The 23,892-nt window shown below is 72.4% G+C and carries 20 protein-coding genes and 1 tRNA gene; 3 read left to right on the top strand and 18 right to left on the bottom strand.

The window, feature by feature from the left end; genetic code table 11:
* Positions 1–38 precede the first annotated feature (38 nt).
* The 15 genes from DEJ35_RS02175 to rplU all read right to left on the bottom strand — a co-directional run bounded on the left by DEJ35_RS02175 (position 39) and on the right by rplU (position 16,709).
* Positions 39–3,449: an error-prone DNA polymerase gene (locus tag DEJ35_RS02175; protein WP_111123100.1), complete on the bottom strand. Its 3,411-nt coding sequence runs from the start codon at positions 3,447–3,449 to the stop codon at positions 39–41.
* A gap of 34 nt (positions 3,450–3,483) precedes the next feature.
* A complete protein-coding gene (locus DEJ35_RS02180; protein ID WP_081827190.1) occupies positions 3,484–5,112 on the bottom strand; it encodes a DNA polymerase Y family protein in 1,629 nt (542 codons plus the stop codon).
* Positions 5,109–5,975: a hypothetical protein gene (locus DEJ35_RS02185; protein WP_181435473.1), complete on the bottom strand. Its 867-nt coding sequence runs from the start codon at positions 5,973–5,975 to the stop codon at positions 5,109–5,111. Before DEJ35_RS02185 ends, DEJ35_RS02180 begins: the two co-directional genes overlap by 4 nt.
* Before the next feature lie 46 nt (positions 5,976–6,021).
* The gene (locus DEJ35_RS02190; RefSeq protein WP_111191957.1) at positions 6,022–7,539 is read right to left on the bottom strand and encodes an anthranilate synthase component I family protein; all 1,518 of its coding nucleotides are present in this window, start codon (positions 7,537–7,539) and stop codon (positions 6,022–6,024) included.
* Positions 7,518–8,441: an aldose 1-epimerase family protein gene (locus tag DEJ35_RS02195; RefSeq protein WP_111191958.1), complete on the bottom strand. Its 924-nt coding sequence runs from the start codon at positions 8,439–8,441 to the stop codon at positions 7,518–7,520. Before DEJ35_RS02195 ends, DEJ35_RS02190 begins: the two co-directional genes overlap by 22 nt.
* Positions 8,442–8,544: 103 nt before the next feature.
* A tRNA-Ala gene (locus tag DEJ35_RS02200) sits at positions 8,545–8,617 on the bottom strand.
* 108 nt (positions 8,618–8,725) lie between these two features.
* Positions 8,726–9,100, bottom strand: a complete 375-nt coding sequence (rsfS, locus tag DEJ35_RS02205) for a ribosome silencing factor (protein WP_027464721.1) — start codon at positions 9,098–9,100, stop codon at positions 8,726–8,728.
* A 132-nt stretch (positions 9,101–9,232) separates the two neighbouring features.
* Positions 9,233–10,690: a hypothetical protein gene (locus DEJ35_RS02210; RefSeq protein ID WP_111191959.1), complete on the bottom strand. Its 1,458-nt coding sequence runs from the start codon at positions 10,688–10,690 to the stop codon at positions 9,233–9,235.
* Positions 10,687–11,286, bottom strand: coding sequence for a nicotinate-nucleotide adenylyltransferase (gene nadD / locus DEJ35_RS02215; RefSeq protein WP_110859233.1), 600 nt, complete (start codon positions 11,284–11,286; stop codon positions 10,687–10,689). Before nadD ends, DEJ35_RS02210 begins: the two co-directional genes overlap by 4 nt.
* An 11-nt stretch (positions 11,287–11,297) precedes the next feature.
* Entirely contained in the window at positions 11,298–11,498 is a 201-nt protein-coding gene (locus tag DEJ35_RS02220) for a hypothetical protein (protein WP_110859232.1), read from the bottom strand.
* A gap of 40 nt (positions 11,499–11,538) precedes the next feature.
* Complete coding sequence (locus DEJ35_RS02225; protein WP_111191960.1) at positions 11,539–12,804, bottom strand: glutamate-5-semialdehyde dehydrogenase; 1,266 nt, start codon at positions 12,802–12,804, stop codon at positions 11,539–11,541.
* Positions 12,805–13,643: 839 nt separating this feature from the next.
* Complete coding sequence (gene proB, locus DEJ35_RS02235) at positions 13,644–14,462, bottom strand: glutamate 5-kinase (protein WP_217499638.1); 819 nt, start codon at positions 14,460–14,462, stop codon at positions 13,644–13,646.
* A gap of 7 nt (positions 14,463–14,469) precedes the next feature.
* On the bottom strand, positions 14,470–16,032 hold the full coding sequence (gene obgE, locus DEJ35_RS02240) for a GTPase ObgE (protein WP_110859230.1): 1,563 nt from the start codon (positions 16,030–16,032) through the stop codon (positions 14,470–14,472).
* Positions 16,033–16,136: 104 nt separating this feature from the next.
* Positions 16,137–16,388 (bottom strand): 50S ribosomal protein L27, encoded by a 252-nt coding sequence (gene rpmA, locus DEJ35_RS02245; protein WP_017885976.1) that lies wholly within the window; start codon positions 16,386–16,388, stop codon positions 16,137–16,139.
* Positions 16,389–16,400: 12 nt separating this feature from the next.
* Complete coding sequence (rplU, locus tag DEJ35_RS02250) at positions 16,401–16,709, bottom strand: 50S ribosomal protein L21 (RefSeq protein ID WP_027464715.1); 309 nt, start codon at positions 16,707–16,709, stop codon at positions 16,401–16,403.
* 180 nt (positions 16,710–16,889) lie between these two features.
* Between rplU and DEJ35_RS02255 the strand changes: the two genes are divergently transcribed.
* Positions 16,890–17,162, top strand: a complete 273-nt coding sequence (locus DEJ35_RS02255) for a DUF4031 domain-containing protein (protein WP_110859229.1) — start codon at positions 16,890–16,892, stop codon at positions 17,160–17,162.
* 109 nt (positions 17,163–17,271) lie between these two features.
* Here the strand turns inward: DEJ35_RS02255 and DEJ35_RS02260 are convergent, their stop codons facing one another.
* Together DEJ35_RS02260 and DEJ35_RS02265 are read right to left on the bottom strand one after the other, a co-directional pair.
* The gene (locus tag DEJ35_RS02260; RefSeq protein WP_111123095.1) at positions 17,272–18,102 is read right to left on the bottom strand and encodes a hypothetical protein; all 831 of its coding nucleotides are present in this window, start codon (positions 18,100–18,102) and stop codon (positions 17,272–17,274) included.
* 1 nt (position 18,103) lies between these two features.
* Complete coding sequence (locus DEJ35_RS02265; protein ID WP_111123165.1) at positions 18,104–21,073, bottom strand: Rne/Rng family ribonuclease; 2,970 nt, start codon at positions 21,071–21,073, stop codon at positions 18,104–18,106.
* A gap of 348 nt (positions 21,074–21,421) precedes the next feature.
* Between DEJ35_RS02265 and DEJ35_RS02270 the strand changes: the two genes are divergently transcribed.
* On the top strand, positions 21,422–22,024 hold the full coding sequence (locus tag DEJ35_RS02270) for a vitamin K epoxide reductase family protein (RefSeq protein ID WP_258378410.1): 603 nt from the start codon (positions 21,422–21,424) through the stop codon (positions 22,022–22,024).
* A gap of 31 nt (positions 22,025–22,055) precedes the next feature.
* Positions 22,056–22,919: a thioredoxin domain-containing protein gene (locus DEJ35_RS02275; protein ID WP_111191963.1), complete on the top strand. Its 864-nt coding sequence runs from the start codon at positions 22,056–22,058 to the stop codon at positions 22,917–22,919.
* 113 nt (positions 22,920–23,032) lie between these two features.
* Here the strand turns inward: DEJ35_RS02275 and DEJ35_RS02280 are convergent, their stop codons facing one another.
* Complete coding sequence (locus DEJ35_RS02280; RefSeq protein ID WP_111057898.1) at positions 23,033–23,881, bottom strand: thioredoxin domain-containing protein; 849 nt, start codon at positions 23,879–23,881, stop codon at positions 23,033–23,035.
* Positions 23,882–23,892: the final 11 nt, after the last annotated feature.

Genomic DNA, 23,892 nt, shown 5'->3' on the forward strand with positions numbered 1-23,892 from the left:
GCTCACTCGAGTGCGACCGCTCACCTGCGCACGACCGCTCACTGGAAGTCCCGCGAGCGGGTGCGGACGGACAGCGACAGGTGCTCGATGCGGTCCGCCACCAGGTTGACCACCCCGTCGGGTGAGCGCTCGAGGATGCCCCGGACGATCACCGCCGGGGACTCCCGCGCCACCCGGCGGAAGCGCCCCCAGACCCCGACGCTGCAGATGACGTTGACCAGCCCGGTCTCGTCCTCCACGTTCAGGAACGTGATGCCGGAGGCCGTCGCCGGACGCTGCCGGTGCGTCACGATCCCGCCGACCTCGACCCGTCGTCCGGTCTCGGCGGTCGCGGTGTCCTGCACGCTGAGCACCCGGCGGGCGACGAGCCGGTCGCGCACGTGCCGGACGGGGTGGTCGTCGGTCGTCATGCCCGTCGACCACATGTCGGCGATGAGCACGTCCCCGCTCGTCATCTGACCGAACAGCGGCGGCTGCACGAACACCTGTGTGTCCGGCAACTGGTCCGGACGCTCGGCGGCCGCCTGGGCAGCCGACCACATCGCACCGCGGCGGTCGATGTCGAACGGAGCGAAGGCGTCGGCCGCGGCGAGGGCCTCGAGCTGCGGCGTGGTGAGCCCGACCCGCCGAGCCAGGTCCGACATGTCGCGGAAGGGACCGTTCGCGTCCCGCTCCGCGACGATCTTCTCGGCGCTCTTCCGGCTGAGCGACGCGACCTCGGCGAGCCCGAGCCGCACGGCGAAGGCACCGTCGCGACGGTGGCTCGCGGTGTCGTCGGGGAGCGCCTTGTCGAAGGGCAGCACCGGGGGCTGCTCGGTGGCCAGGCAGGCGTCGTCACCGACCGGGGCGTCCCCGTCCGGCAGCGGTTCGAGCGTGGCGTCGACCCCGGACCGCAGGATGTCCGGTCGCAGCACGCGGACGCCGTGCCGTCGGGCGTCGGCCACCAGGGTCTGCGGTGAGTAGAACCCCATCGGCTGCGCCCGGAGCAGCGCCGCCAGGAACGCCCCCGGGTAGTGCAGCCGCATCCACGCGCTCGCGTAGACGATGAGGGCGAAGCTGATCGAGTGGCTCTCCGCGAAGCCGAAGTTCGCGAAGGCCTGGATCTTCGCGTAGATCGCGTCGGCGTCCGCACCGTGGATGCCGTTGTCCGCCATCCCCGTGTAGAGCTTGTCCCGCAACCGGTCGATCTTCTCGTGCCCGCGCTTCGACCCCATCGCCCGTCGCAGCAGGTCGGCGTCGTCACCGGAGCAGTTGCCGACCGCGATCGCCATCTGCATGAGCTGTTCCTGGAACAGCGGGACCCCGAGGGTGCGTTCGAGCACGGGTTCGAGCGCAGGGTGCATGTAGGTGATCGGTTCCTCGCCCGTGCGCCGGCGGATGTACGGGTGCACCGCGCCGCCCTGGATGGGCCCGGGTCGGACGAGTGCGACCTCGATCACCAGGTCGTAGAACCGCCGCGGGAGCAGTCGGGGCAGGGTGCCCATCTGCGCGCGGGACTCCACCTGGAACACCCCGATCGTGTCCGCGCGGCAGAGCTGGTCGTAGACCCCCTGTTCTTCCTTCGGGATGGAGTGCATCTCCCAGCGCTCCCCGCAGTGCTCTGCCGCCAGGTCGAACGAGTACTGCAGGGCCGCGAGCATGCCGAGCCCGAGCATGTCGAACTTCACGAGCCCCATGTAGGCGCAGTCGTCCTTGTCCCACTGCAGCACGGTGCGGCCGTCCATCCGGGCGTGCTCGATCGGCACGACCTCGCCCACCGGACGGTCGGTCAGCACCATGCCGCCGGAGTGGATGCCGAGGTGCCGCGGGAACCCGAGGACGTCGCTCGCGAGCCCGACGACCGCCGGCGGGATGTCGTGGTCCTGGCTCTCGGTCACCGAGCCCCACCGCTCGACCTGCTTCGACCAGGCGTCCTGCTGCCCGGGGCTGTGGCCGAGCGCCTTCGCCATGTCACGCACCGCACCCTTGGGCCGGTAGGTGATGACGTTCGCGACCTGGGCGGCGTTGTGCCGGCCGTACTTGGCGTACACGTACTGGATCACCTCTTCGCGGCGATCCGAGTCGAAGTCGACGTCGATGTCGGGTTCCTCGTCGCGCATCGCCGACAGGAACCGCTCGAACGGCAGCCCGTACCGGATCGAGTCCACCGCGGTGATCTCGAGCAGGTAGCAGACCGCCGAGTTCGCCGCCGAGCCCCGCCCCTGGCAGAGGATGCCCCGACCGCGGGCGTACTGCACCATGTCGCGCACGATCAGGAAGTACCCCGGGAAGTTCTTCTCCTCGATCACGGACAGCTCACGCTCGATGCGCTCCCGCTTGCGGGGGTCGACGCCGTCGGCGCTGCCGGGGTAGAACCGCCGGGCACCCGTCCACGTGAGCTCGCGGAGCCACGACATCGCGGTGTGTCCGTCCGGGACGTCGAGGTCGGGCAGTCCGGGCTGCACGGTCTTCAGCCGGAACCCGAGCTCGTCGGCGAGCTCCACGGTCCGCTCGATCGCGCCGGGGTAGCGCCCGAACCGTCTGGCCATCTCGGCGCCGGAGCGCAGGTGGGCGGTGTCGGCGGCCGGCAGCCAGCCGTCGATCTCGTCGAGGCTGCGGCGGGCGCGCACCGCCGCGAGTGCGGTCGCCACCGGGAACCGGTCGGGGGTGGCGTAGTGCACGTTGCCGGTGGCGACCAGGGGCAGCGCGTGCTTCGCGGCGAGGGCGGCCAGGGCGTCGTTGCGGGCGCTGTCGAGCGGGTCGCCGTGGTCGAGCAGCTCCACGACGACGTTGCGGCTGCCGAACCGGTCGAGCAGCACCCGGAGCGCGGTCTCGGCGGCGGACTCGCCACCCTGCTCGAGGGCCTGCCGCACGGAGCCCTTCCGGCACCCCGTGAGGACGCGCCAGTGCCCGTTCGCCCGCGCGGCGAGGTCGTCGAGGTCGTACTGCGGGCTGCCCTTCTCGGACCCGGCGGCCAGGTGTGCGCTCGTCACCGCGCCGGCGAGCCGGTGGTAGCCGTCCTGGCCGTCGGCGAGCAGGAGCAGGTGCGAGCCCTCGGGGTCGGGCACACCGTTCTGCGGTTCGGTCAACCCCAGGGACAGCTCGGTGCCGAAGACGGTGCCGACCTGCGGGTACGACTCGGCGACCTCGGCCATCCGGGCGGCCCCGTAGAAGCCGTCGTGGTCGGTGAGCGCGAGGGCGTGCAGTCGGAGCCGAGCAGCTTCTTCGAACAGGTGCTCGGGCTGACTGGCGCCGTCGAGGAAGCTGAAGGCCGAGTGCGCGTGCAGTTCGGCGTACGGCACCACGGGTCCGCCGTCGGTGTCGAGCGGTGACGGGACGTACGGCTCGCGCTTCCGCGACCACGCCGGGCTGTCGCCGCCGTCGCCGTCGTGCGCCGTGCCCGGGCTCCGCTTGTCGGACAGCGCGCGCTCGAACTGCGACCACGGGATGGGTGGGTTGCTGTAGCCCATCAGGTCACGCTCCTGTTGGTGGTGGTGGTCGGGGTCACGTCGCGATCGCCTCGGCCCACCAGCGGTGGTCCGCCAGCACCAGGTACCAGGCACGCCCCTCGGCGTCGACGAGCTGCAACCGGTGCAGGCGTCGGCCGCCGGACTCCCACCACCGCACGACGAGCGGCCACGGACCCGCCCAGGCCGTCACGGCCGAGAAGCCGCCGCCCCGGTCGCCCTCGGCACGGAACCGTTCGGGTGCGCCGGACAGCACGCCGCGCTCGTCGACGTCGACGCTCGCACCACCGACGGCGACGACGTCGACCGGTCGGGGGCGCTCGAGCACGGTGGCGGGGGGCGGGCCGGGCAGCTTGCCGGGCCACGGGCGGTCGCGCACGGTCGCCAGGGCTCGCTCACCACCGGCTGGCGCGTCGCCCCACGGCACGAGCACCACGCGCTCGGACAGGGTGCGGCCACCACCGATGCGCGGACTCACCACACCGTCGTGGCCGACCATGCCCTGGATCCGGGCGAGGCCGTGGTGCACGCGCTCGTCCGGGCCGGAGCCCCACAGCCCGCGCTCGTGGTTCGCCATGTCGTCGACGGCGACCGGCTCGAGCACGACCGAGGTGACCGGCGCCTCGAGCCCGCTGGGGTCCACCCCGCCGGCGAGCTGCCACCGCACCCGGTCGACCACGTCGGCGGCGTCGAACCAGCGCGGGTGCGCCCAGGTCCGTTCGAGCAGGATGTCGCGCTCGTCGACGATCCCCACACGGATGGTCGTCGCCACGAGCCCCGCGGCCCGGAGTCGCTCGGCGAAGTCGTCGGCGGAACGCCGGAACGCGAACGCGATCTGGTCGGCGCGGTCCAGCGGGGGTTCGAACGACGCCTCGACCCGGAGTTCCGGCGGGATCTCCCGCGCCGCGATCTCGCGGGGGTCGCGGCCCCCGGCCAACCGGTGCAGGAACGCCCCGGCCACGCCGAAGCGGTCCCGCACCTGTTCGTCGCCGAGTGCCGCGAAGTCGCCGAGCGTGGTGATGCCGAGCCGGTCGAGCACCGTCGTGAGGTCGGGGTCGCCGAGCACACCGAGCGGCAGGTGCGCGAGGAAGTCGGCCGATCCCCCGACGGGCACGAGCCGCACCCGTTCACCGGGACGCACCGGACGGGCCCGGGCGGCCTGGTCCGCCGCGAACGGGGTGTCGGCCACCCCGGCCCGTACCGCGGGGGCGCCGTGGTCGGCCGCGATGCCGGCAAGGGTCGCCGCCGCCGCGCGCTCACCGCCGTAGTACCGGGCCGGCCCGCGGGCGCGGAGCGCGAGGGTGCCCGGCCGCAGCACCTCGACCCCGGGGACCGCTGCCTCGACCGCCCGGATGACGGGCTCGAACGCGCGGTGGTCGAGGGCGTCGTCGTAGGGCTGCACGAGGAGCTCGGGGCACCGCGCCTGCGCCTCACGCACGCGGAGCCCCCGCACGACACCCTGCTCACGCGCGGACGCGGAACTCGCGAACACGAGCCCCTTCGCGGTCAGGGCGAGTGGCTGCTCCGGCGGGGTGCCACCGGCCCGAGCCGCAGCGATGACCGGCCAGTCCGGGCACCAGAGCACGATCGTCCGGGTCGGGGGTGGTTCGGGCAGTGCCGCTCCCCGCGTGATCGCGTCGGTCCGGACGCGCCCGGAGGCGATCACGACGCCACCGCCACGGGCCGCAGCACGCGGGTGTCCCCGGAGCCCACCGTCGGCACCGCTGTGGCGGCCCGGACCGCACCGTCGGCCGCGGGCAGGAGCAGCTCGGCGGTCGCCGGACGCACCGCGCCGGCACGCCCGGTCGCGGTCACGGTGGCCCGGCGCTCCGTCAGGTGGCCGTGGCCCTGACCGATGCCGCTCCACGTCGAGGACGTGACCCGCAGCGTGACGTCCGCCCCGGGCCAGGAGCCGAGCGCGACGAGTGCGCCACCGCGCTGTCGCAGCCGAGCCGACAGCCGTGCCACGTCGCCCGGCACGACCCGGCCGAGCGGTCGGGTGAGGACGATCTGGGCGACGTCGGCCATCGCCGCCGTCACGGCGAGCCACTGGTCACCGGGATCGGGGACGAGCACGAGCCGTTCGAGGTCGATCCCCGCGGCGGCGGCGGCTTCGATCCCGAAGGACGGCACCCCGACGACCGCACACCACGCCCCGGCCGCCGAGGCCGCCTGCAGCATCGTGATCGCGAGCAGCACCGACTCGGGGACGGCGTAGGTGCCACCGACCCGGATCGCGCCGCCGGGCAGCAGGGGTTCGAGCGCCGGGGCCGTGGGGAGCCCGGCGGTGTCGACCCGCGTGGACTCCATGTCGGCCACCCGGGACCGCAGGGACGTGATGCGGTCGAGCGCGGCCCGGGCATCGCTCAGGTGGTCCGTCCCACGGCGCGCACCGCCACCGCCCGCGCCGCTGCCGCGTGCAGCACCGCTCCGCCCGCCCCGGTCCGGGGTGGGCGACCGGAGTGCCGCCGCCGTCTGCATGCCCTCATATTCGAACATGCGTTCGATGATGTCAATCGCGTCCGACATCTGTGGACAGTCCTGGTCGAACACGTGTTCGGATCAGGGCATCAGCTCACCAGCTGGCCACCGCCCCGACTCCGCCGAGCACCGACCGCGTCTTGGTCTCGACCTCGTCCGCCTCGTCCGCGGGCACCGACGACCAGGTCACCGCTCCCCCGGCTCCGAGGGTCCGGGAACGCACCGCCCCCGACTCGTCGAGCACGGTCACGAGGCTACGGATCGCCACCGACAGGTCGACCGCCCCGCTGGCCGAGAAGTACCCGATCGCGCCCGAGTACACCCCGCGCGGCGCCCCCTCGAGCCGGTCCGCGATCGCCGTGGCACTGCTCTTCGGTGCCCCGGTCATCGACCCCGGCGGGAACGCCGCGTGCACCACGTCGGCCCGCGACGTCCCCGGCGGCAGCACCGCCCCGATCGTCGAGACCAGCTGGTGCACGCTGGCGTACGTCTCGACGGCGCACAGCCGCTCGACGTGCACCGACCCGGGCACCGCGGTCCGCAGCAGGTCGTTCCGCAGCAGGTCGACGATCATCACGTTCTCGGCGCGGTCCTTCGGGCTCGCCGCCAGGTCGTCCCGCGCGGCCGCGTCCGCCACCGCGTCGGCGAGCCGCCGCCGCGTGCCCTTGATGGGTTCCGCGAGCACCGCTCCGGCCGCGTCGATCCGCAGGAACCGCTCCGGTGACCGGCTCGCCACGCGCAGCGGGCCGAGCCGCAGGAACGCGCCGAACGGGACGGGGTCGGACGCCCGCATCCGCAGGTACTCGCCCAGGTGGGGGTCCGTACCGGGGCCGCCACGGGCCTCCTGTCCGACCGCGAAGGCGGTGGTGAGGCAGACCTGGAACGCGTTCCCCTCGCGGATCTCCGCGCGGCACACGTCGACCGCCCGCTCGTAGGCGGCGCGCGTCACGCGTCCGGTCGCCGCGGACACCCCGGCCGGGAGGCCCGTGGCCGCGTCCACGACGCCGGCCGACGTCGTGGGGGTGCTCAGCTCCTCGAGCCACGCGCGGTTGCGCGCACTGGCCGCCGGTTCCGCCTCGGCGACGAGCGCGAGCGCCCAGGCGCCACCGGTGTGGTCGACGACGACGGCTCGGTCGACGAACCGCAGGTCGGCGTCGGCGTGCCCGTCGGCGGTGCGGTCCGGGCCGCCGGACTCGCGGCCGAGCTCGTAGCCGAGGAACCCGACCCAGCCCAGCGCGAACCCGCACCCGACGACCGGTTCGGGCAGGCGGGGCGTGCGTCGGAGCAGGTCCGCCAGCACCGCGAAGGCTGGACGCTCCTCGGATCGGGCAGACCCGAACCACTCCTCGGCGGGCGCGGCGACGGTCAGGCGCGCACGACGGTCCTGGTGCCGGAACCGGGCGGCGAACGGCCCGTCCGTCCACGCCAGCACGGACCAGCGCGCCCGGGGCCGAGCCGTGGCGGGAGCACCGTCCGGCAGGCCGGAGTCGAGCCACACCAGGTCCCCGGCGACCTGCGCCGCCAGGGCCGCGAGGTCGGGGGCCGGGTCGAGTCGGCGGATCTCGACGCGGACGACGGGGCCGGGGGTGGTCAGATCGCGGCGATCGTCCATGCGGCGGCGTGCGAGGCACCGGGCGCGAGCACCACGAGGCCGCGGTCCTCGCCGTCGTTGAAGGCGTCGGGGGCGCACGTCATCGGCTCGACGGCGAGACCGGCGCGGTGGTACTCGGGGACGACGTGGTCGGCGGTGTGCACCTGTGCCCAGCCGCACTCCGGCCCGAAGGTCGCACGGACCCCGTGACCGTCCGCAGCCGTGACCGCGATGGTGGCGAGGCCGGCGGTGTCGCGGTCGAAGCCGGTGAAGGCGTGGTCGATGAACCGGTCACCGATCAGCGTGGGCGTGCGCAGGTCGAACTCGTCGTGCACGGGGACCAGGTCGGTCGGGACGAGCCGGTCCGGCGTCACCTCGAGCACCTGGGCGGCGGGGAGCGTCAGGGTCCAGTCGTCGACGGTGCCGGCACCCGCGACGAGGTACGGGTGCGGGCCGGTCCCCCACGGCGCGGCCTCGGCCCCGGTGTTCGTCCCGGTGATCGTGGTGTGCAGCCCCTCGGCGTCGAGCCGGTACTCCACGGTGACCTCGACGCGGTACGGGTAGCCCTGCTGCGCCTGGACGGTCGTGGCGAGCACCACGCGGTCGTCCGCCTGCTCCTGCACGCGGAAGTCCGTCCACGCGACGAGTCCGTGCAGGGCGTGGTGCCGTGCGGGCTCGGTGAGGGCCAGCTCGTGGTCGACGCCGCCGAAGGAGTACTCGCCGTCGACGATCCGGTTCGGCCACGGGGCCAGGACGGCACCGCGGAAGACCGGGCGGACCTCGTCGGCGTCGAACGGGACGACCAGGTCTCGGCCCTCGTGCCGCAGGGTCCGCAGTGTCGCTCCGACGGTGGCGATGTCGGCCGCGTACCCGGCGGAGGCGATCGTCAGCGGGGACCCGGACAGCGGCGCGTCGTTGCTCATGCGCTCAGCGTATCGGGCCACCGAGCACTGTCGGACGCACGAGAAGCACTGTCGGACGCACGAGAAAACCCCCACCGTTCCTAGGAACGATGGGGGTTCTGGGTGGATCTGAGGGGACTCGAACCCCTGACCCCCTGCATGCCATGCAGGTGCGCTACCAGCTGCGCCACAGACCCAGATCGTGTTGCTTTTGCACCAACCGGTTCCCCGGAGGCACCATAGAAGCGTACACCATGCGAACGCCGGGCGACGAAATCGAAGCCGTCACCCGGGCGCGTCGCTGATCAGGCGGTGTGGTCCACCGGGAGCTCGAGCGGGATCGTCGGGCAGTCGGCCCAGAGACGCTCGAGCGAGTAGTACTGGCGGTCTTCGTCGTGGAAGACGTGCACGATGATCTCGCCGAAGTCGATGAGGACCCAGCGGCCCTCGGTACGGCCTTCGCGGCGGAGCGTCTTGGCGCCGAGCTCGAGGAGGCGTTCCTCGACGGCATCGGCGATGGACTGCACGTTGCGCTCGTTCCGACCGGTTGCGAGCAGGAACACGTCCGTGAGCTGCAACGGCCCGGTCACGTCGAGAGCGACGAGGTCCTCGGCCTGCTTGGCGTCGGCCGCGAGTGCTGCGGCCTGCACGAGTTCCAGTGCGCGAGTGGAGGCGGTCACGGATTCCTTCCGGTCGTCGAACCGACGGACAGCCGGTTCGCTTGATGGGTCACGATCATAAGCCACCCCGCCGACAGCGGCCAGGCCAGGGTCGGCGGGGTGGTGGAGAACGGACGTCGGGGACGGCAGCGGTCAGCCGCCGAACGCGTGGGTGGTGAGCAGTGCGGTGATGATGACACCGGCCGCAGCCAGCCCGACCGCGCCGACCGTCACACCGAGGATCAGCGGCGTGCGCGACTCCTTCGGCTTGGCGGCGGCGAGCACGACCTGGCGGGTCGAGGTGTGGCTGGACACCGCGCGACTGGCCCGGACCGGGCTGGCATCGGTGTCGGGCTGCTCGTCCTGCTGCTCGAGCAGGCGGTCCACCTCGGCGCCGTCGATCGGCCGGTGCGACCCCGTCGACGACAGCGACGCCGGCAGGTCGATCGACCCGGTCAGGATCACCTCGCCCGTCGCGTTGAGTGCGCCGGTGGGGTCGGCCAGGGCCGAGTTCGGCAGGATGATCGCGTTCGTGTTCGTCACCGCGACGCGGCGGGTGCCGGTCTCGGCGTCGTGCACCTCGGAGTCGTTCGAGTCGTGCGCCTGCTGGGACCAGTGGCCGGCGGGCGGCGCGAAGGCCGTGGTCACCGGCTTCGGCTCGGTCGGACGCTGGAACGCGGCGGGGACCTTCGGGGCCTCGGTCGCGGGCTCGGGCAGCGGCACCTCGTTGGTGTCGTCGTCCTCGGCGTCGAGCGAGAGCGGGAACACCGCGGGGGTCGCTGCGGCGGCGTTCGTCGGGATCGGCACCGGCGTGACGGCGGGCTGCGACCCGGCAGCGGGAGCCGGAGCGTCGTGGGCTGAGCGGGCCGGAGCGTCCTCGGACGTCTCGTCCGCCGGGGCGACGTCGGTCGCCTCGTCCGCAGGGGCGTCGGTCGCCGACGCGTCGGACTCGGTGGCGTCGGCGGGCGGCGACCACGTCGACCGGTGGCGGCGGGGCTCCTCGGCGTGCGCGGCGGCTTCATCGAGGGGCTCGAGCGCGTCCGGGGACCCGTCGGCCTCGGTGGCCTGGGCAACAGCGGCCTGGTCGAGGACCGTCGGAGCAGCGGGCTGCTCGTCGTGCGTGGCCTCGGCGTCCGGAGCGCTCTGCGGCGCGGCGGCGGGGTCGATCGTGTCCACCGACCCGAGGACGTCCTCGACGGTGCGGTCGGACGACTGGGGCGTGGGGTTCTGCAGCGGGACCGGCAGGACCGCCTGGCGCTCGGCGGCACGGAGCTGCCGGATCTGCCGACGGGTGAGCCCACCACTGCCGGGGACGATCTCGGTCGCGGAGGCCGGCGGGAACGGCGGCACACCGGCGGCGGGCGCCGACGCCGGGACGGACGGGGCGGACCCGGGCGCGGTCTGCGCCGATGCCGGCGCGGACGACTGGGCGGGGCCACCGGGGGCCGGGGCGACGTGCGACCCGGGACGGCGGCGGGACTCGGGGGTCTCGGCGGCGGGTGCGGCGACGGTCGGGGGCGGCGTCGCGGGCTGCGAACCGGCCGCGGCGGCACGCTCCCGCTCGCGCGCCTGGCGCCGCGACAGGGGCGGCTGCGCGTCGGACGAACTCATGCAACGCTCCGATACAGATGGTGCTTGGAGATGTACTGGACGACACCGTCGGGAACCAAGTACCAGACGGGGAAACCCCGTCGAACCCGGTCACGGCAATCCGTCGAGGATATGGCCAGTGCAGGGACTTCGAGCAAGCTTACGTCCCGCTCGGGCAATCCGGTGATGCTCAAGGCGTGTCCCGGACGCGTCACGGCCACGAAGTGCGCGAGGTCCCAGAGACCATCATGGTCTTTCCAGTCGACGATCTGCTGAACGGCGTCTGCGCCCGAGATGAAGACGAGCTGGGCATCCGGTCGCTGTTCGTGCAGGTCCCGCAGGGTGTCGACGGTGTACGTCGGCCCGGGGCGGTCGATGTCCACGCGGCTGACGGTGAACATCGGGTTCGACGCGGTGGCGATCACGGTCATCAGGTACCGGTGCTCGGCGTCGGTGACGTCGGACTTCATGTACGGCTGTCCGGTGGGGACGAAGACGACCTCGTCGAGGTCGAACGCCCGCGCCACCTCGGACGCCGCGACCAGGTGCCCGTGGTGGATGGGGTCGAACGTGCCACCCATCACGCCGATGCGTGGCCGTCCGGTGGTCTCGAGCATCGAGTGGTCGGTCAGATCTTGGTGTGGCCGAACTCGTCGACACCCGTCTCGTGGTGGCGGGTGGCCTCGAACTTCTGGGAGTGGCGGTAGGCCACGTCGCGGAAGCTCCAGGTCACGAAGCCGAGGAAGATGAAGAAGAGGGCGCCGACCATCGGGAACACGAACGCGGGCGCCCCGGAGGCGTGCTCAGCAGCTTCTGCGAGGAAGGTCATCGTTCGTGCTCCGTTCGGTCGGGGAAAGACGCCGTTCAGTCTAGCCGCGGATCTGCCCGGAGCCGCGCACGATCCACTTCGTGCTCGTGAGCTCCGGCAGGCCCATCGGACCACGCGCGTGCAGCTTCTGCGTCGAGATGCCGACCTCGGCCCCGAAACCGAACTCGCCACCGTCGGTGAACCGGGTCGAGGCGTTCACCATGACGACCGCCGAGTCGACGGTCGCCAGGAACCGCTCGGCGGTGTCGACGTCGTTCGTGACGATCGACTCCGTGTGGTGCGTCGACCATCGGGCGATGTGCGCCATCGCCGCGTCGACGTCGGGCACGACGCGGATCGACAGGTCGAGGTCCATCGACTCGGTCGCCCAGTCGTCCTCGGTGGCTCGGAGCACCCCGGGCACGATCGCCCGCGCGGCGTCGTCGCCGCGCAGCGTGACACCGGACGCCCGCAGCCGGTCGGCCAGCACCGGCAGGAGTCGTTCGGCCGCGGCCTCGTGCACCAGGAGGGTCTCGAGGGCGTTGCACACGCTCGGCCGCTGCACCTTGCTGTTCAGGACGATGTCGACCGCACGCTGCTCCGGCGCGGACGCGTCGAGGAACACGTGCACGACGCCCGCACCGGTCTCGATGACGGGTACCTGCGACTCGGTGACGACGGTCTGGATGAGCGTGGCGCTCCCCCGCGGGATCAGCACGTCGACCAGGCCACGTGCGCGCATGAGCTCGGTTGCACCGGCGCGCCCGAACTCGTCGATGGTCTGCACCAGGTCGCGGGGCAGGCCGACCGACTCGACCGCGTCCTGGATCCGGGCGACGAGCACGGCGTTCGTGTGCTGGGCCGCCGACCCACCACGGAGCACGACGGCGTTGCCCGACTTGAGCGCGAGCGAGGCGATGTCGACGGTGACGTTCGGGCGTGCCTCGTAGATGGCCCCGACGACACCGAACGGCACGCGCACCTGGGTGAGCTGGAGTCCGTTCGGCAGCTGCGACCCGCGCACGTGCTCCCCCACGGGGTCGGTCAGCCCGACGACGTGCTCGACCGTGGCGGCGAGGGCTTCGATCCGGACGGGGTCGAGTCGCAGCCGGTCGAGCAGCCCGGACGAGAGTCCGCCGTCCTCGCCGGCAACGAGGTCGTCGTGGTTCGCGGCGACGATCTCGTCCGTCGCGGCACGCACCGCCGAGGCGATCGCGCCGAGGGCCGCGTCCTTGACGGCGGTCGTCGCGGTCGCGAGCGCCGACGAGGCGGCCCGTGCCGCCACGAGCTTGTCGGTCAGGGTCGGGGCGGGCGCGATCGACGACATGGACCGATTGTAGGTCCGTCCCCCGGTTCGTGACGGGCGTGCCGGACGCTCGCCGTGCCTCCAGGCCCGGTCCGCCGCGCCGACCGGTCACGACATGTCGTCCCCCGCCCGCCGAGCGGTCGCAGATCGTCGCTCCGCGCCGCCCGCAGCGACGACTCCCGACCACACGACCACGACCCAACGGGGAGTCGCGACCGCCTGGAGGCCCGCCACCGGTCCCCGGACACGCACCGGGCCTCCAGGCGGTCGCGTCCACCCCGTCGACCGGCCGCGCCGACCAGTCACGACATGTCGTCCCCCGCCCGCCGAGCGGTCGCAGATCGACGCTCCGCGCCGCCCGCGGCGACGGCTCCCGACCACACGACCGCGACCCAACGGGGAGTCGCGACCGCCTGGAGGCCCGCCACCGGTCCCCGGACACGCACCGGGCCTCCAGGCGGTCGCGTCCACCCCGTCGACCGGCCGCGCCGACCAGTCACGACACGTCGTCCCCCGCCCGCCGAGCGGTCGCAGATCGTCGCTCCGCGCCGCCCGCAGCGACGACTCCCGACCACACGACCACGACCCAACGGGGAGTCGCGACCGCCTGGAGGCCCGCCACCGGTCCCCGGACACGCACCGGGCCTCCAGGCGGTCGCGTCCACCCCGTCGACCGGTCGCGCCGAGCGGTCACGACACGTCGTCCCCCGCCCGCCGAGCGGTCGCAGATCGACGCTCCGCGCCGCCCGCGGCGACGGTTCCCGACCACACGACCGCGACCCAACGGGGAGTCGTGACCACTCGGTGCCACCCGCGAGGCGCGGCGCGGCGCGGCGCGGCGTGGCGCACTGCGGGCCGTGTCAGGGACGCGGCGCGGCGTGGAACCAGGTGCCGAGGTGTTCGCCCGCCAGCGCGCGGTCGACCAGCGCCGTGTCGGTCACGAGCACCGCGGTGCCCGCCTCGGCCGCGAGCCGCGCGGCGGCGACCTTGGTCCCTGCTCCCCCGGTGCCGACGCCCGCGGTGCCGATCGAGCCGAAGGTGACCCCGGCCAGCTCGTCGCCGAACGGCACCTCGTCGATGCGGGTCGCGCCCGGCTGCTCCGGGGGTGCCGTGTAGAGCGCCTCGACGTCGGAGAGCAGGACGAGGGCGTCGGCGCCGAGCAGCCGGGCCACCAGGGCCGCGAGCCGGTCGTTGTCGCCGAAGCGGATCTCGTGCGTGGCGACGGTGTCGTTCTCGTTCACGATCGGGAGCACGCGCAGGGCGAGCAACCGGTCGATGGCCCGCTGGGCGTTCACACGGTGCGTGGGGTTCTGCAGGTCACCGGCGGTGAGCAGGATCTGCGCCGCGACGACACCGTGCCGGTCGAGTTCCTTCTGGTACCGGAACATCAGGACGTTCTGCCCGGTTGCGGCCGCCGCCTGCTGCGTGGCGAGGTCGTCCGGTCGGCCCTCGAGCCCGAGGAACGGGAACCCGGTCGCGATCGCACCGGACGACACGAGCACGACCTCGGTCCCTCGACCGTAGGCGGCGGCCAGAGCGTCCACCAGGGGGCCGATCTGGCCGGCGGCGTCACCGCTGACCGAGGACGAGCCGACCTTGACCACGATCCGCCGCGCACGCGGGATGTCCTCGCGCCGTGTGACGGGTCCGAGGTCGGTGCGGGCGGTCGTGTCGGTCATGCCGCGGTCAGTCCTTCTGGTCGCTGGTCTCGACCTGGTCGCTGGTGCCGAGCTGGTCGCTGGTCACCACGTCGTCGTCCACCCAGAGCCCGGAGACGCGCTCCTGCTCGAGCTCGGCACGGGCGGCCGCCTTGGCGTCCATCCGCTCGAAGTACTCCTCGCGCCGCTCGTTGCGGGTCGGACGCGAGGTCGCACCGATGCGGGCGTCGGTGCCGCGGGCACTCGTGATGAGCTCCGCGGTCGACGTGAGCGTGGGCTCCCAGTCGAACACCATGCCGCCGTCGCCACCGATGACGACGGTCGAGCCGGCGACGGCTCCGGCCTTGAACAGGCCGTCCTCGACGCCGAGCTTCGCGAGCCGGTCGGCCAGGTAGCCGATCGCCTCTTCGTTCGTGAAGTCGGTCTGCTGGACCCAGCGCTCCGGCTTGGCGCCGCGGACGCGGTAGAAGCGGTGCTCCTCGCCGCCTTCGGCGCGCACGGTGAAGGGCTTCTCGTTGACCGAGCGGGGGCGGAGCACGATGCGCTCCGGCACGGGCTCGGCAGCACGGGCGGCGCGGGCCTGCTCGACGATGTCGGCCAGGGCGAACGTCAGCTCGCGGAGCCCCTTGCGGGACGCCGTGGAGATCGGGAAGACGCGGTAGCCGCGGCCCTCGAGCTCGGCGGTGACGAACTCGGCGAGCTCCTGCGCCTCGGGCACGTCGATCTTGTTCAGGGCGATGAGCTGCGGGCGCTCGAGCAGCGGCACCTGGCCCTCGGGGACCGGGTAGCGCTCGAGCTCGCCGAGGATGACGTCGAGGTCGCTGATCGGGTCGCGGCCCGGGTCGAGCGTGGCGCAGTCGATGACGTGGAGCAGCGCCTCGCACCGCTCGACGTGGCGCAGGAACTCGAGGCCCAGGCCCTTGCCCTCGGACGCGCCCTCGATCAGACCGGGGACGTCGGCGACGGTGAACCGGGTGTCACCGGACTCGACGACGCCGAGGTTCGGGGTGAGGGTCGTGAACGGGTAGTCCGCGATCTTCGGCTTGGCGGCGGAGACGGCCGCGATGAGCGAGGACTTGCCGGCGCTCGGGAACCCGACGAGGGCCACGTCGGCGATGGTCTTCAGCTCGAGGCTGATGTCCCCCGCCCAGCCCTCGGTGCCGAGCAGCGCGAAGCCGGGGGCCTTGCGCTTCGTGGTGGAGAGCGCCGCGTTGCCGAGGCCGCCCTGTCCACCGGGAGCCACGACGACGCGCATGCCGGGCTCGGTGAGGTCGGCGATGACTTCGCCGGACTCGTCGTACACCACGGTGCCGACGGGCATCGGGAGCTCGAGGACCTCGCCGCTGAGACCGCTGCGGTGGTCGCCCATGCCGGGCTGGCCGTTCTTCGACGAGCGGTGCGGGGAACGGTGGTAGCCGAGCAGCGTCGTCACCTGGGGGTCGGCCACGAGCACGATGTCGCCGCCGTCACCGCCGTTGCCGCCGTCGGGCCCGGCGAGGGGCTTGAACTTCTCACGGCGGACCGACACGCAGCCGTTGCCGCCGTGCCCCGCGCTGAGGTGCAGGGTCACGCGGTCGACGAAGGTCGCCATGGGTCCACTCCTGGTGTTTCGTTGTGCCGACGGGATCGTCGGCGGGAAAAGCGAAGGAGGGGCGGGCACTCGGCCCGCCCCTCCAGCTGCAGTCGTTCGAACGACTACGCGTTGACGATGTTGATGACCTTGCGGCCACCCTTGGTGCCGAACTCGACCGAACCGGACGAGAGGGCGAACAGCGTGTCGTCGCCACCGCGGCCGACGTTGGCGCCCGGGTGGAAGTGGGTTCCGCGCTGGCGGACGATGATCTCGCCGGCGTTGACGACCTCGCCACCGAAGCGCTTCACGCCGAGGCGCTGTGCGTTCGAGTCACGACCGTTGCGAGTGGAACTCGCACCCTTCTTGTGTGCCATGAGTTGACTCCCTTACGCGATCTTGGTGATCTTGACGCGGGTCAGCTCAGCGCGGAAACCCTGGCGCTTCTTGTACCCGGTCTTGTTCTTGAACTTCTGGATGATGACCTTGGGACCACGGAGGTCGTCGAGCACCTCGGCGGTGACGGTCACGTTCGCGAGCTCGGAAGCCGCCGACGTGATCTTGTCACCGTCCACGAGGAGCACGGGGGCGAGGTCGATGTTGCCCTTGTCGTCCGCCTTGGCACGGTCGATGGTCAGGATGGTGCCGACCTCGACCTTCTCCTGACGGCCGCCGGCGCGCACTACTGCGTAAACCACGTGGAAATCCTTACGTAACTCTGCTTGAGGGAAGTCTCGGGTGCCCACTTCTGCACGAGCGGCTCCCGGGAAGGCCGGGCCCGATCGGCGACGCAGGCAGAACGGCCCGCTGACACCAGGGACCGAGAATACTCGATCACCCTGGGTCCGGTCAAACGGCGACACCCGTACGATTGCACGGTGACCGTGTTGATCGACCCACCGACGTGGCCCGCCCACGACACACTGTGGTCGCACCTCGTCAGTGATGAATCCTACGCGGAACTCCACGCGTTCGCTGCGCGGGCAGGTGTGCCGCGCCGTGCGTTCGACCACGACCACTACGACGTCCCGCTCGCGCGCTACGACGAACTCGTGGCCGCGGGCGCCTCGGCGGTGACCGGTCGCGAGCTCGTACTGCGGTTGATCCGCAGTGGGCTGCGCGTGGCGCAGCGCGACAAGCGCGGCCTCTGACAGCGCCTCAGGACGGCCGGGAGGCCCGGTGCGGGTCCGCCCCACGCGGCACCTCGCACGGCGCGCCGCCGGCTCGCAGGGCTGCGCGTGCGAGGGGCCGGGAACGGGCTCAGCGGGGCGCTGGTCCGCCCCAGGGGTTCGCCGGGGGCTGCTGCGGAGGCTGCTGCTGCTGCGGCTGGATCGTCGACGGCGGGACCGCGTCGGCGGGTCGGACGGTGCCCGGCATCCCCGGGGTCGTCGACGGGCCTCGTCCGCGGCGCGGTCGGCCGAGCCAGAGCCAGGCCGCGGTGGCGGTCGCCAGGAGCATCACCGTGAACGGCAGACCGTTCTGCAGCGGCCGCGTGACCACGTCGATGACGAGCTGGGAGGCGCCTGCGGTGGTCGCTCCGAGCGACCCGGTGAAGACCCCGACGAGCATCAGGGCCACCGTGCCAGCGGCGCCGGCGAGGACCACGCGGAGCAGGAGCCTCGGCAGCGGGCTGCGACGGTCGATCGGCGTCAGGAACGCCAGGGCCAGGAACGCGCCGACGTAGTACGGGAACGGCGCCACGAAGACCCCGGTCGTGAAGCTGCCGAGCAGGCTCGTGCCGGCGCCGTAGTGCCGGAACGGACTGACCACGAGCGAGGTGCCGAGCAGCCCGAAGAGCCCGGACACGAACTCGACGAGCACCAGGGCCACCACGGCGATGAGCGCACCGGCCGTGTTCGTCACCGAGGCCCCGGGCGCGAAGGCCCGACGCGGGTCTGCCGGGGCACGGGGCGGCCGCGGCGGGGCGTACGGCGCGCCGGCACCGGGCTGACGCCCGTACTGCGGCACACCGCCCTGCTGCGGCGGCACGGGGCCACCGGGCTGCTGGGCACCCGGGCCGGGCGGTGCGGGCTGGGACCAGCCCGCACCGTAGTACCCACGCTGCTGCTGCGGGTCGCCCGGGTTCGTCACGTCAGTTCCCCAGGATCACTGCGCCGTCGGAGCCGTCGGCGTCGTCGGTCGGCTCCTCCGTCGGCGTGGCCGGAGCGCTGATGCTCGGCGACGAGACCCGGCGCGAGCGCGAGCGCCCCTGTCCGGGCTGCTTCGGTTCCGGGAGCGCCTGGAGCACCGAGTCGAGCAGGGACTCGGCGTCCGGGGCGACCGCGCGGGGCTCGCGCTTGGGCGCCGCGGCGATCGGGATGTCCAGGATCGCGACGGTGTTGTCGGTCGGGGTCACGGTGGCGCTCGAGCTCACGCGACGGCGGGCCGGGGCCTTCGCCTTCGGTGCGGCCGCGGTCTCCGTGACGGCCGGAGCAGCGCCCTTCGGCGCACGCGCCTCGGGCTCGACGACCACGGTGGGCTCGGCGGTGGCCGAGGACTCCGGTGCGTCCGACTGCTCGGCGGCAGGTGCCTGCGGCGCCTCGGTGGCCCCAGCCGGTGCAGCGGCCTGCTGGTCGCCGTTCTGCTGGTCTCCGGTCTGCTGGTCAGCCCCGCGGCCTCCACGGCCACGACGACGACGCTTCGAGCCGGTCGGCTGTTCGCCACCCGTGCTGTCCGTGCCGGTCGACGCGTCGGCCGACGACGGTGCCGCGGCCTCCGTGGCGGTCACGGCAGCAGCTGCCGCCTCTTGCTCGTCGTGCGACAGGGTCGAGGCGGCGATCCGCGACAGCGCGTTCTTCACGTCGTCGGTGATCTGGTGCGCCTGGCTGGACGCCCCGTTCGACGACCCCGACGAACCGGAGTTCCCGTTGCCGCCGTTCCCGCCGTTGCCGGACCGGCCGTTCTCGTTGCCGTTCCCGCCACGGCCCTTGCGACGACCCTTGCTCGGGCCCGGGTCGGCGTTGTTGTCGTTGATCTTGGCGTTGACCTCGTCGAGGGACTCGCGCAGACCGACGCCGATCTTCTTGCGGGTCATCTGCACGAGGCCGAGCGAGGTGATCTCGGCGACCTGGTGCTTCGTCCGGTCACGGCTCAGGCACTCCACCAGACGGCGGAGCACGAGGTCGCGGTTCTCCTCGAGCACCATGTCGATGAAGTCGACGACGATGATGCCGCCGATGTCCCGCAGGCGGAGCTGCCGGACGATCTCCTCGGCGGCCTCGAGGTTGTTCTTCGTGACCGTCTCCTCGAGGTTGCCGCCGGAGCCGACGAACTTGCCCGTGTTGACGTCGACGACCGTCATGGCCTCGGTCCGGTCGATGACGAGCGAACCGCCGGAGGGCAGCCAGACCTTGCGGTCGAGCGCCTTGTCGATCTGCTCGTTGAGGCGGAACTCCTCGAACGAGTCGGGGCCCTCGTACCGGACGACGCGGTCCTTGAGGTCCGGGGCGACGGCCGACAGGTACTCGTCGATGGTGCCGCCGGCGGCCTCGCCGTCGATGATCAGCTTCGTGAAGTCCTCGTTGAAGACGTCGCGGACGATCTTGATGAGCAGGTCGGGCTCGGAGTGCAGCATCACCGGGGCGTGACCGCCGGCGACCTTCTTCTGGATGGCCTCCCACTGGCTGGTCAGGCGCTGCACGTCGCGGGTGAGCTGCTCCTCGGTCGCGCCCTCGGCAGCGGTGCGGACGATGACGCCCGCGTGCTCCGGCAGGACCTCCTTCAGGATCTTCTTCAGTCGGGCACGCTCGGTGTCCGGCAGCTTGCGCGAGATCCCGTTCATCGAGCCGTTCGGCACGTAGACCAGGTAGCGACCCGGCAGCGAGATCTGGCTGGTGAGGCGGGCACCCTTGTGGCCGACCGGGTCCTTCGTGACCTGCACGAGGACCTTGTCGCCCGGCTTGAGCGCTGCTTCGATGCGGCGACCGTGGTTGCCGGTCTCGACGGAGTTCCAGTCGACCTCACCGGCGTAGAGCACGGCGTTCCGGCCACGACCGATGTCGACGAACGCCGCCTCCATCGAGGGCAGGACGTTCTGCACCTTGCCGAGGTAGACGTTGCCGATGAGCGACACGTTCTCGGACTTGGTGATGTAGTGCTCGGCGAGGATGCCGTCCTCGAGCACGCCGATCTCGATCGTCGACGAGCTGGAGCGGACGATCATCTGGCGGTCGACGCTCTCGCGGCGGGCGAGGAACTCGTCCTCGCTGACCACCTGACGGCGGCGTCCGGCGTCGCGGCCGTCACGACGGCGCTGCTTCTTCGCCTCGAGTCGGGTCGAGCCCTTGATGCGCTGCGGCTCGGTGATGAGCTCCGGCTCGCGGCGGCGCGGCTCCTGGTGGTCGCGCGGCTCGCGGGCCTCGCGGTCCGCGCTCGAACCACGGCGACGCGAGCGACGGCGCGAGCCGCCCTGGTCGTCGCGGTCGTCACGGTCCCGATCGCGGTCGAAGCGGTCCTCGCGGTCGTAGCGGTCGTCCTCGTCGCGGTCACGGTCGCGGTCGCGGTCGCGATCGAACCGGGGCGCGCGCTGCGGCAGCTCCGGCAGCACCGGCGCGTGGAAGATCAGGCTGAGCGTGCTCGTGGCCTTCGGCACGAACGGCTCGTCGGCGGGTGCGGCGTCGTCGTTCGCCTCGGCCGTCGGTGCGGCGTCGGCCGGACGGGAGGCGCGGTCCGCGTCCGCCCCGTCGCTCGCGGTGCCCGACTGGTCGCCCGTCACGACCGGCAGGTCACCGGTCAGCGTGCTCACGTCGTGCGGCTCGGCACCGCTGTCGGCCACGGCCTCGACCGCGACGGAGACCGCCCCGGTGTCGGTCGGCTCGACGGGCGATGCCGGGGAGTCCGGCGAATCGGGAGAATCCGGCGAATCGGGAGACCCGACGCTGGCCGCGGGACGGGCGTCAGCGCCGCCCGTCAGCGCGAGGGTCTCGTCGGCGTGGGGTGCCTGCTCGGCGCCCCCACGGGCCTCCTGGCCGGACGACCGGGCGCGGCGACCGCCGAACAGGCGGCTCCGGCGCTTCGGCGCGTTCTCGTCGTTGGTCGTGTTGTCGTTGTTCTGCTCCACCATGGACTGGTGCACTCCTCGGCCCCACTCGCACCCTTTCGGGCGGCGGGAATTCTGTAGTTGTGGCGGGCGGCGTCGACGCCCCCGCGCTCGCTGTCTCGTGACCGGTCTGCGTCAACTTCGCTTGCGTCCGCGCCCGTTCCGGTCCGGGCACCCGGCCCGGGTCGGCTCGGCGTCGGAGTGACGCTGTCCCGACCACAGTGCGCTCTCACCGCACCGGATCGTCCGGGTTCAGCCCGGTGGGGCGTCACTCGGAAAGCTCTCTTCGGTGTGCGGTTGGCCGCACGACCTCCAGGCATTATCGCATGCCGCACCCCGAAAGCACCGGAACCCGCATGCGATGATGACCGCGTGACCGCGTCTGCACCTGCCCCCCGTCGTCCGATCGCGATGGCGGTCTTCCTGCTCGTCACCGGGATCGTCGGCCTGTTCGGCTCGTTCCGGCTCGTCTTGGACGAGTTCACGAAGTACCAGAACCCGAAGGCCGTCCTGAGCTGTGACGTGAACCCCTTCATCAACTGCTCCGACGTGATGGCCAGCTGGCAGGGGCATCTGTTCGGGTTCCCGAACCCGCTGCTCGGCGTCATGGGGTTCGTCGCGCCGATCGCCGTCGCCGTGCTGCTGCTCGCCGGGTTCCGGAACGGTTCGCGCTGGTTCTGGATCGCGTTCAACGCCGGTGTCCTCCTGGCGTGGGTGTTCGTGACCTGGCTGTTCACGCAGACCGTCTTCGTCATCGGTGCCCTGTGCCCGTGGTGCATGCTCGTCTGGTCGATGACCATCCCGATGTTCTGGGTGTTCACGATCTGGAACGCCGCCCAGGGTCGCTTCGGCGCCGGAGCGCAGGGTGTCGGGCGGTCGCTCCTGCCCTTCAGCTGGGCGTTCGCGCTGGCGAACTACCTGGTCATCATCGTCACGATCATCATCAAGTTCCCCGCGGTCCTCACCAGCTTCTGAGCCGTCCCCGCTGCCCCTACGCTCGGGATCGATGAACGAGAACGAGAGCAGCAGGGCGCGCCGGGACGCCGCACGTGAACGCGCGCGAGCGGCACGGGCGGCGGAGCAGTCGCGCCGACGCCGCCTCCGCACACTCGGCATCAGCGGGATCATCGTCGGCGGCCTCGCGGTGATCGCGGTGGTGGTCCTGGTGATCGCGAACTCCGTGCAGCCCGCCGGTCCGGGGCCGCGCAACACGGCGAGCGACGGCGTCCTGCTCACCGGGGTCAACGGCAGGATCGTGCCCGTCGAGACGCGGGCGGTGCCCGACGGCGGGACCCCGACGCCGACCGAGCAGGACGGCTCCGAGACCGCGATCACGATCTACGCGGACTACATGTGCCCGTACTGCAACCAGTTCGAGACGGCCCAGATGTCCCGGATCCGGCAGTGGGTCGAGGACGGCACCGCGACCCTCGAGCTGCATCCGCTCGGGCTGCTCGACCGCGTGTCGCTCGGATCCCGGTACTCCACCCGCTCGGCTGCGGCTGCCGCCTGCGTGGCGGACCACGACCCGGACGCGTTCCTGGCGTTCAACAGCTCGCTGTACGAACACCAGCCCTCGGAGAGCACGCGCGGACTCACGAACGACGAGCTGGCGTCCCTCGCGCGCGGAGCGGGGGCGACGGACCCGGCCGTGACACCGTGCATCACCCGGCAGGACTTCGCCGGGTGGGTCGCCGACGCGACCAACCGGGCGATGCACGACCCGGTGCCGAACTCGTCGCTCGACGGGATCACGAGCACGCCGACGATCATCGTCGACGGCGAGCAGTACAACGCGGACGGCGCGGCGTCCCTCGCTGACGTCGACGCGTTCGCGGCCTTCGTCCGGAAGCACGGCAGGGCGTCCTAGCCGCGCGCACCGTCCCGCCGCGTCCTCGCCGTGCGACCGCCCGCCCGCCCGCCGCACGACGAACGGCCCCCGCTCCCGGATGGGAGCGAGGGCCGTCGGTCGTTCGGGGAGTGTTACTTCGCCGCGGCGTCGATCGCGGTGATGACGGTGCTCAGGTCGTCCAGGCGCTTGCCGTCGACGACGATCGTCGGCGTGCCGAAGCCCTGCGTGCCCGCGAGCGCCTCGTTCGTGGTGACGGCCTGCGTGGACTTCGTCACCCAGCCCTTGAACTGCTCGGACGACAGGCACTCGGACAGGTCAGAACCGGTCGCGCCGCCCGCCTTGACGAGCTTCGCGATCTCGGAGTTGGTCAGGCCCTTGGTGCCCTCGGCCGGCTGGTTCTCGAAGAACTGCGTCTGCACGTCGAGGAACTTGTCCGGCGCGTAGTTCGCCACGCACATGGCGGCGTTCGCGGCACGGCTGGCGTAGCGGGAGCCCGCGTAGCTGCGGTCGAGGATCGACACCGGCTGGATCGCCAGGGTCGCGTCGCCCGACTTCACCTTGTCGAGGATCTGGTCGGAGTAGGCCGCCTCGAACTGCTTGCAGACCGGGCAGGCCCAGTCGACGTACTCGGTGACCGTCACGGCACCGTCGCTGTTCGCTGTCGGGACCGGCGAGGCCGAGCCCGTCGCGGAGACGGCCGGCGTGGTCACCGGGGTGACCTTGCCGTCCTGGCCGGTGAACTGGATCGCCCCGGTGGCCATGTTCTTCGGCCCCGCTGCGGACACCACGGGCGCGTTGTTCACGTTCACCACGACGATCGCGATGATCGCGGCGATCGCCACGATGCCCAGGCCGATGCCGCCCTGCAGGAACCACTTGTTGCGGCGCTTGCGGCGCTTCTCGGCGTCGGCTCGCTGGCGTGCGACCTCTCGGGCGTGCTGACGCCGCTCGTTCTTGGTGGGTCGGTCGTTGTTCGTCACGTCGTGCCCGC

This window comes from Curtobacterium sp. MCPF17_051, assembly GCF_003234595.1.
Taxonomy (GTDB): domain Bacteria; phylum Actinomycetota; class Actinomycetes; order Actinomycetales; family Microbacteriaceae; genus Curtobacterium; species Curtobacterium flaccumfaciens.

Excerpts from the sequence above, each read along its gene's own strand:
- obgE (WP_110859230.1), bottom strand. The coding sequence starts at position 16,032 with ATGGCGACCTTCGTCGACCGCGTGACCCTGCACCTCAGCGCGGGGCAC.
- DEJ35_RS02265 (WP_111123165.1), bottom strand. The coding sequence starts at position 21,073 with ATGGTGGAGCAGAACAACGACAACACGACCAACGACGAGAACGCGCCG.
- DEJ35_RS02275 (WP_111191963.1), top strand. The coding sequence starts at position 22,056 with ATGAACGAGAACGAGAGCAGCAGGGCGCGCCGGGACGCCGCACGTGAA.
- nadD (WP_110859233.1), bottom strand. The coding sequence starts at position 11,286 with ATGCTCGAGACCACCGGACGGCCACGCATCGGCGTGATGGGTGGCACG.
- rpmA (WP_017885976.1), bottom strand. The coding sequence starts at position 16,388 with ATGGCACACAAGAAGGGTGCGAGTTCCACTCGCAACGGTCGTGACTCG.
- DEJ35_RS02175 (WP_111123100.1), bottom strand. The coding sequence starts at position 3,449 with ATGGGCTACAGCAACCCACCCATCCCGTGGTCGCAGTTCGAGCGCGCG.
- DEJ35_RS02210 (WP_111191959.1), bottom strand. The coding sequence starts at position 10,690 with ATGAGTTCGTCCGACGCGCAGCCGCCCCTGTCGCGGCGCCAGGCGCGC.
- DEJ35_RS02190 (WP_111191957.1), bottom strand. The coding sequence starts at position 7,539 with ATGGACGATCGCCGCGATCTGACCACCCCCGGCCCCGTCGTCCGCGTC.
- DEJ35_RS02220 (WP_110859232.1), bottom strand. The coding sequence starts at position 11,498 with ATGACCTTCCTCGCAGAAGCTGCTGAGCACGCCTCCGGGGCGCCCGCG.
- DEJ35_RS02185 (WP_181435473.1), bottom strand. The coding sequence starts at position 5,975 with ATGTCGGACGCGATTGACATCATCGAACGCATGTTCGAATATGAGGGC.
- DEJ35_RS02225 (WP_111191960.1), bottom strand. The coding sequence starts at position 12,804 with ATGTCGTCGATCGCGCCCGCCCCGACCCTGACCGACAAGCTCGTGGCG.
- proB (WP_217499638.1), bottom strand. The coding sequence starts at position 14,462 with ATGACCGACACGACCGCCCGCACCGACCTCGGACCCGTCACACGGCGC.
- DEJ35_RS02195 (WP_111191958.1), bottom strand. The coding sequence starts at position 8,441 with ATGAGCAACGACGCGCCGCTGTCCGGGTCCCCGCTGACGATCGCCTCC.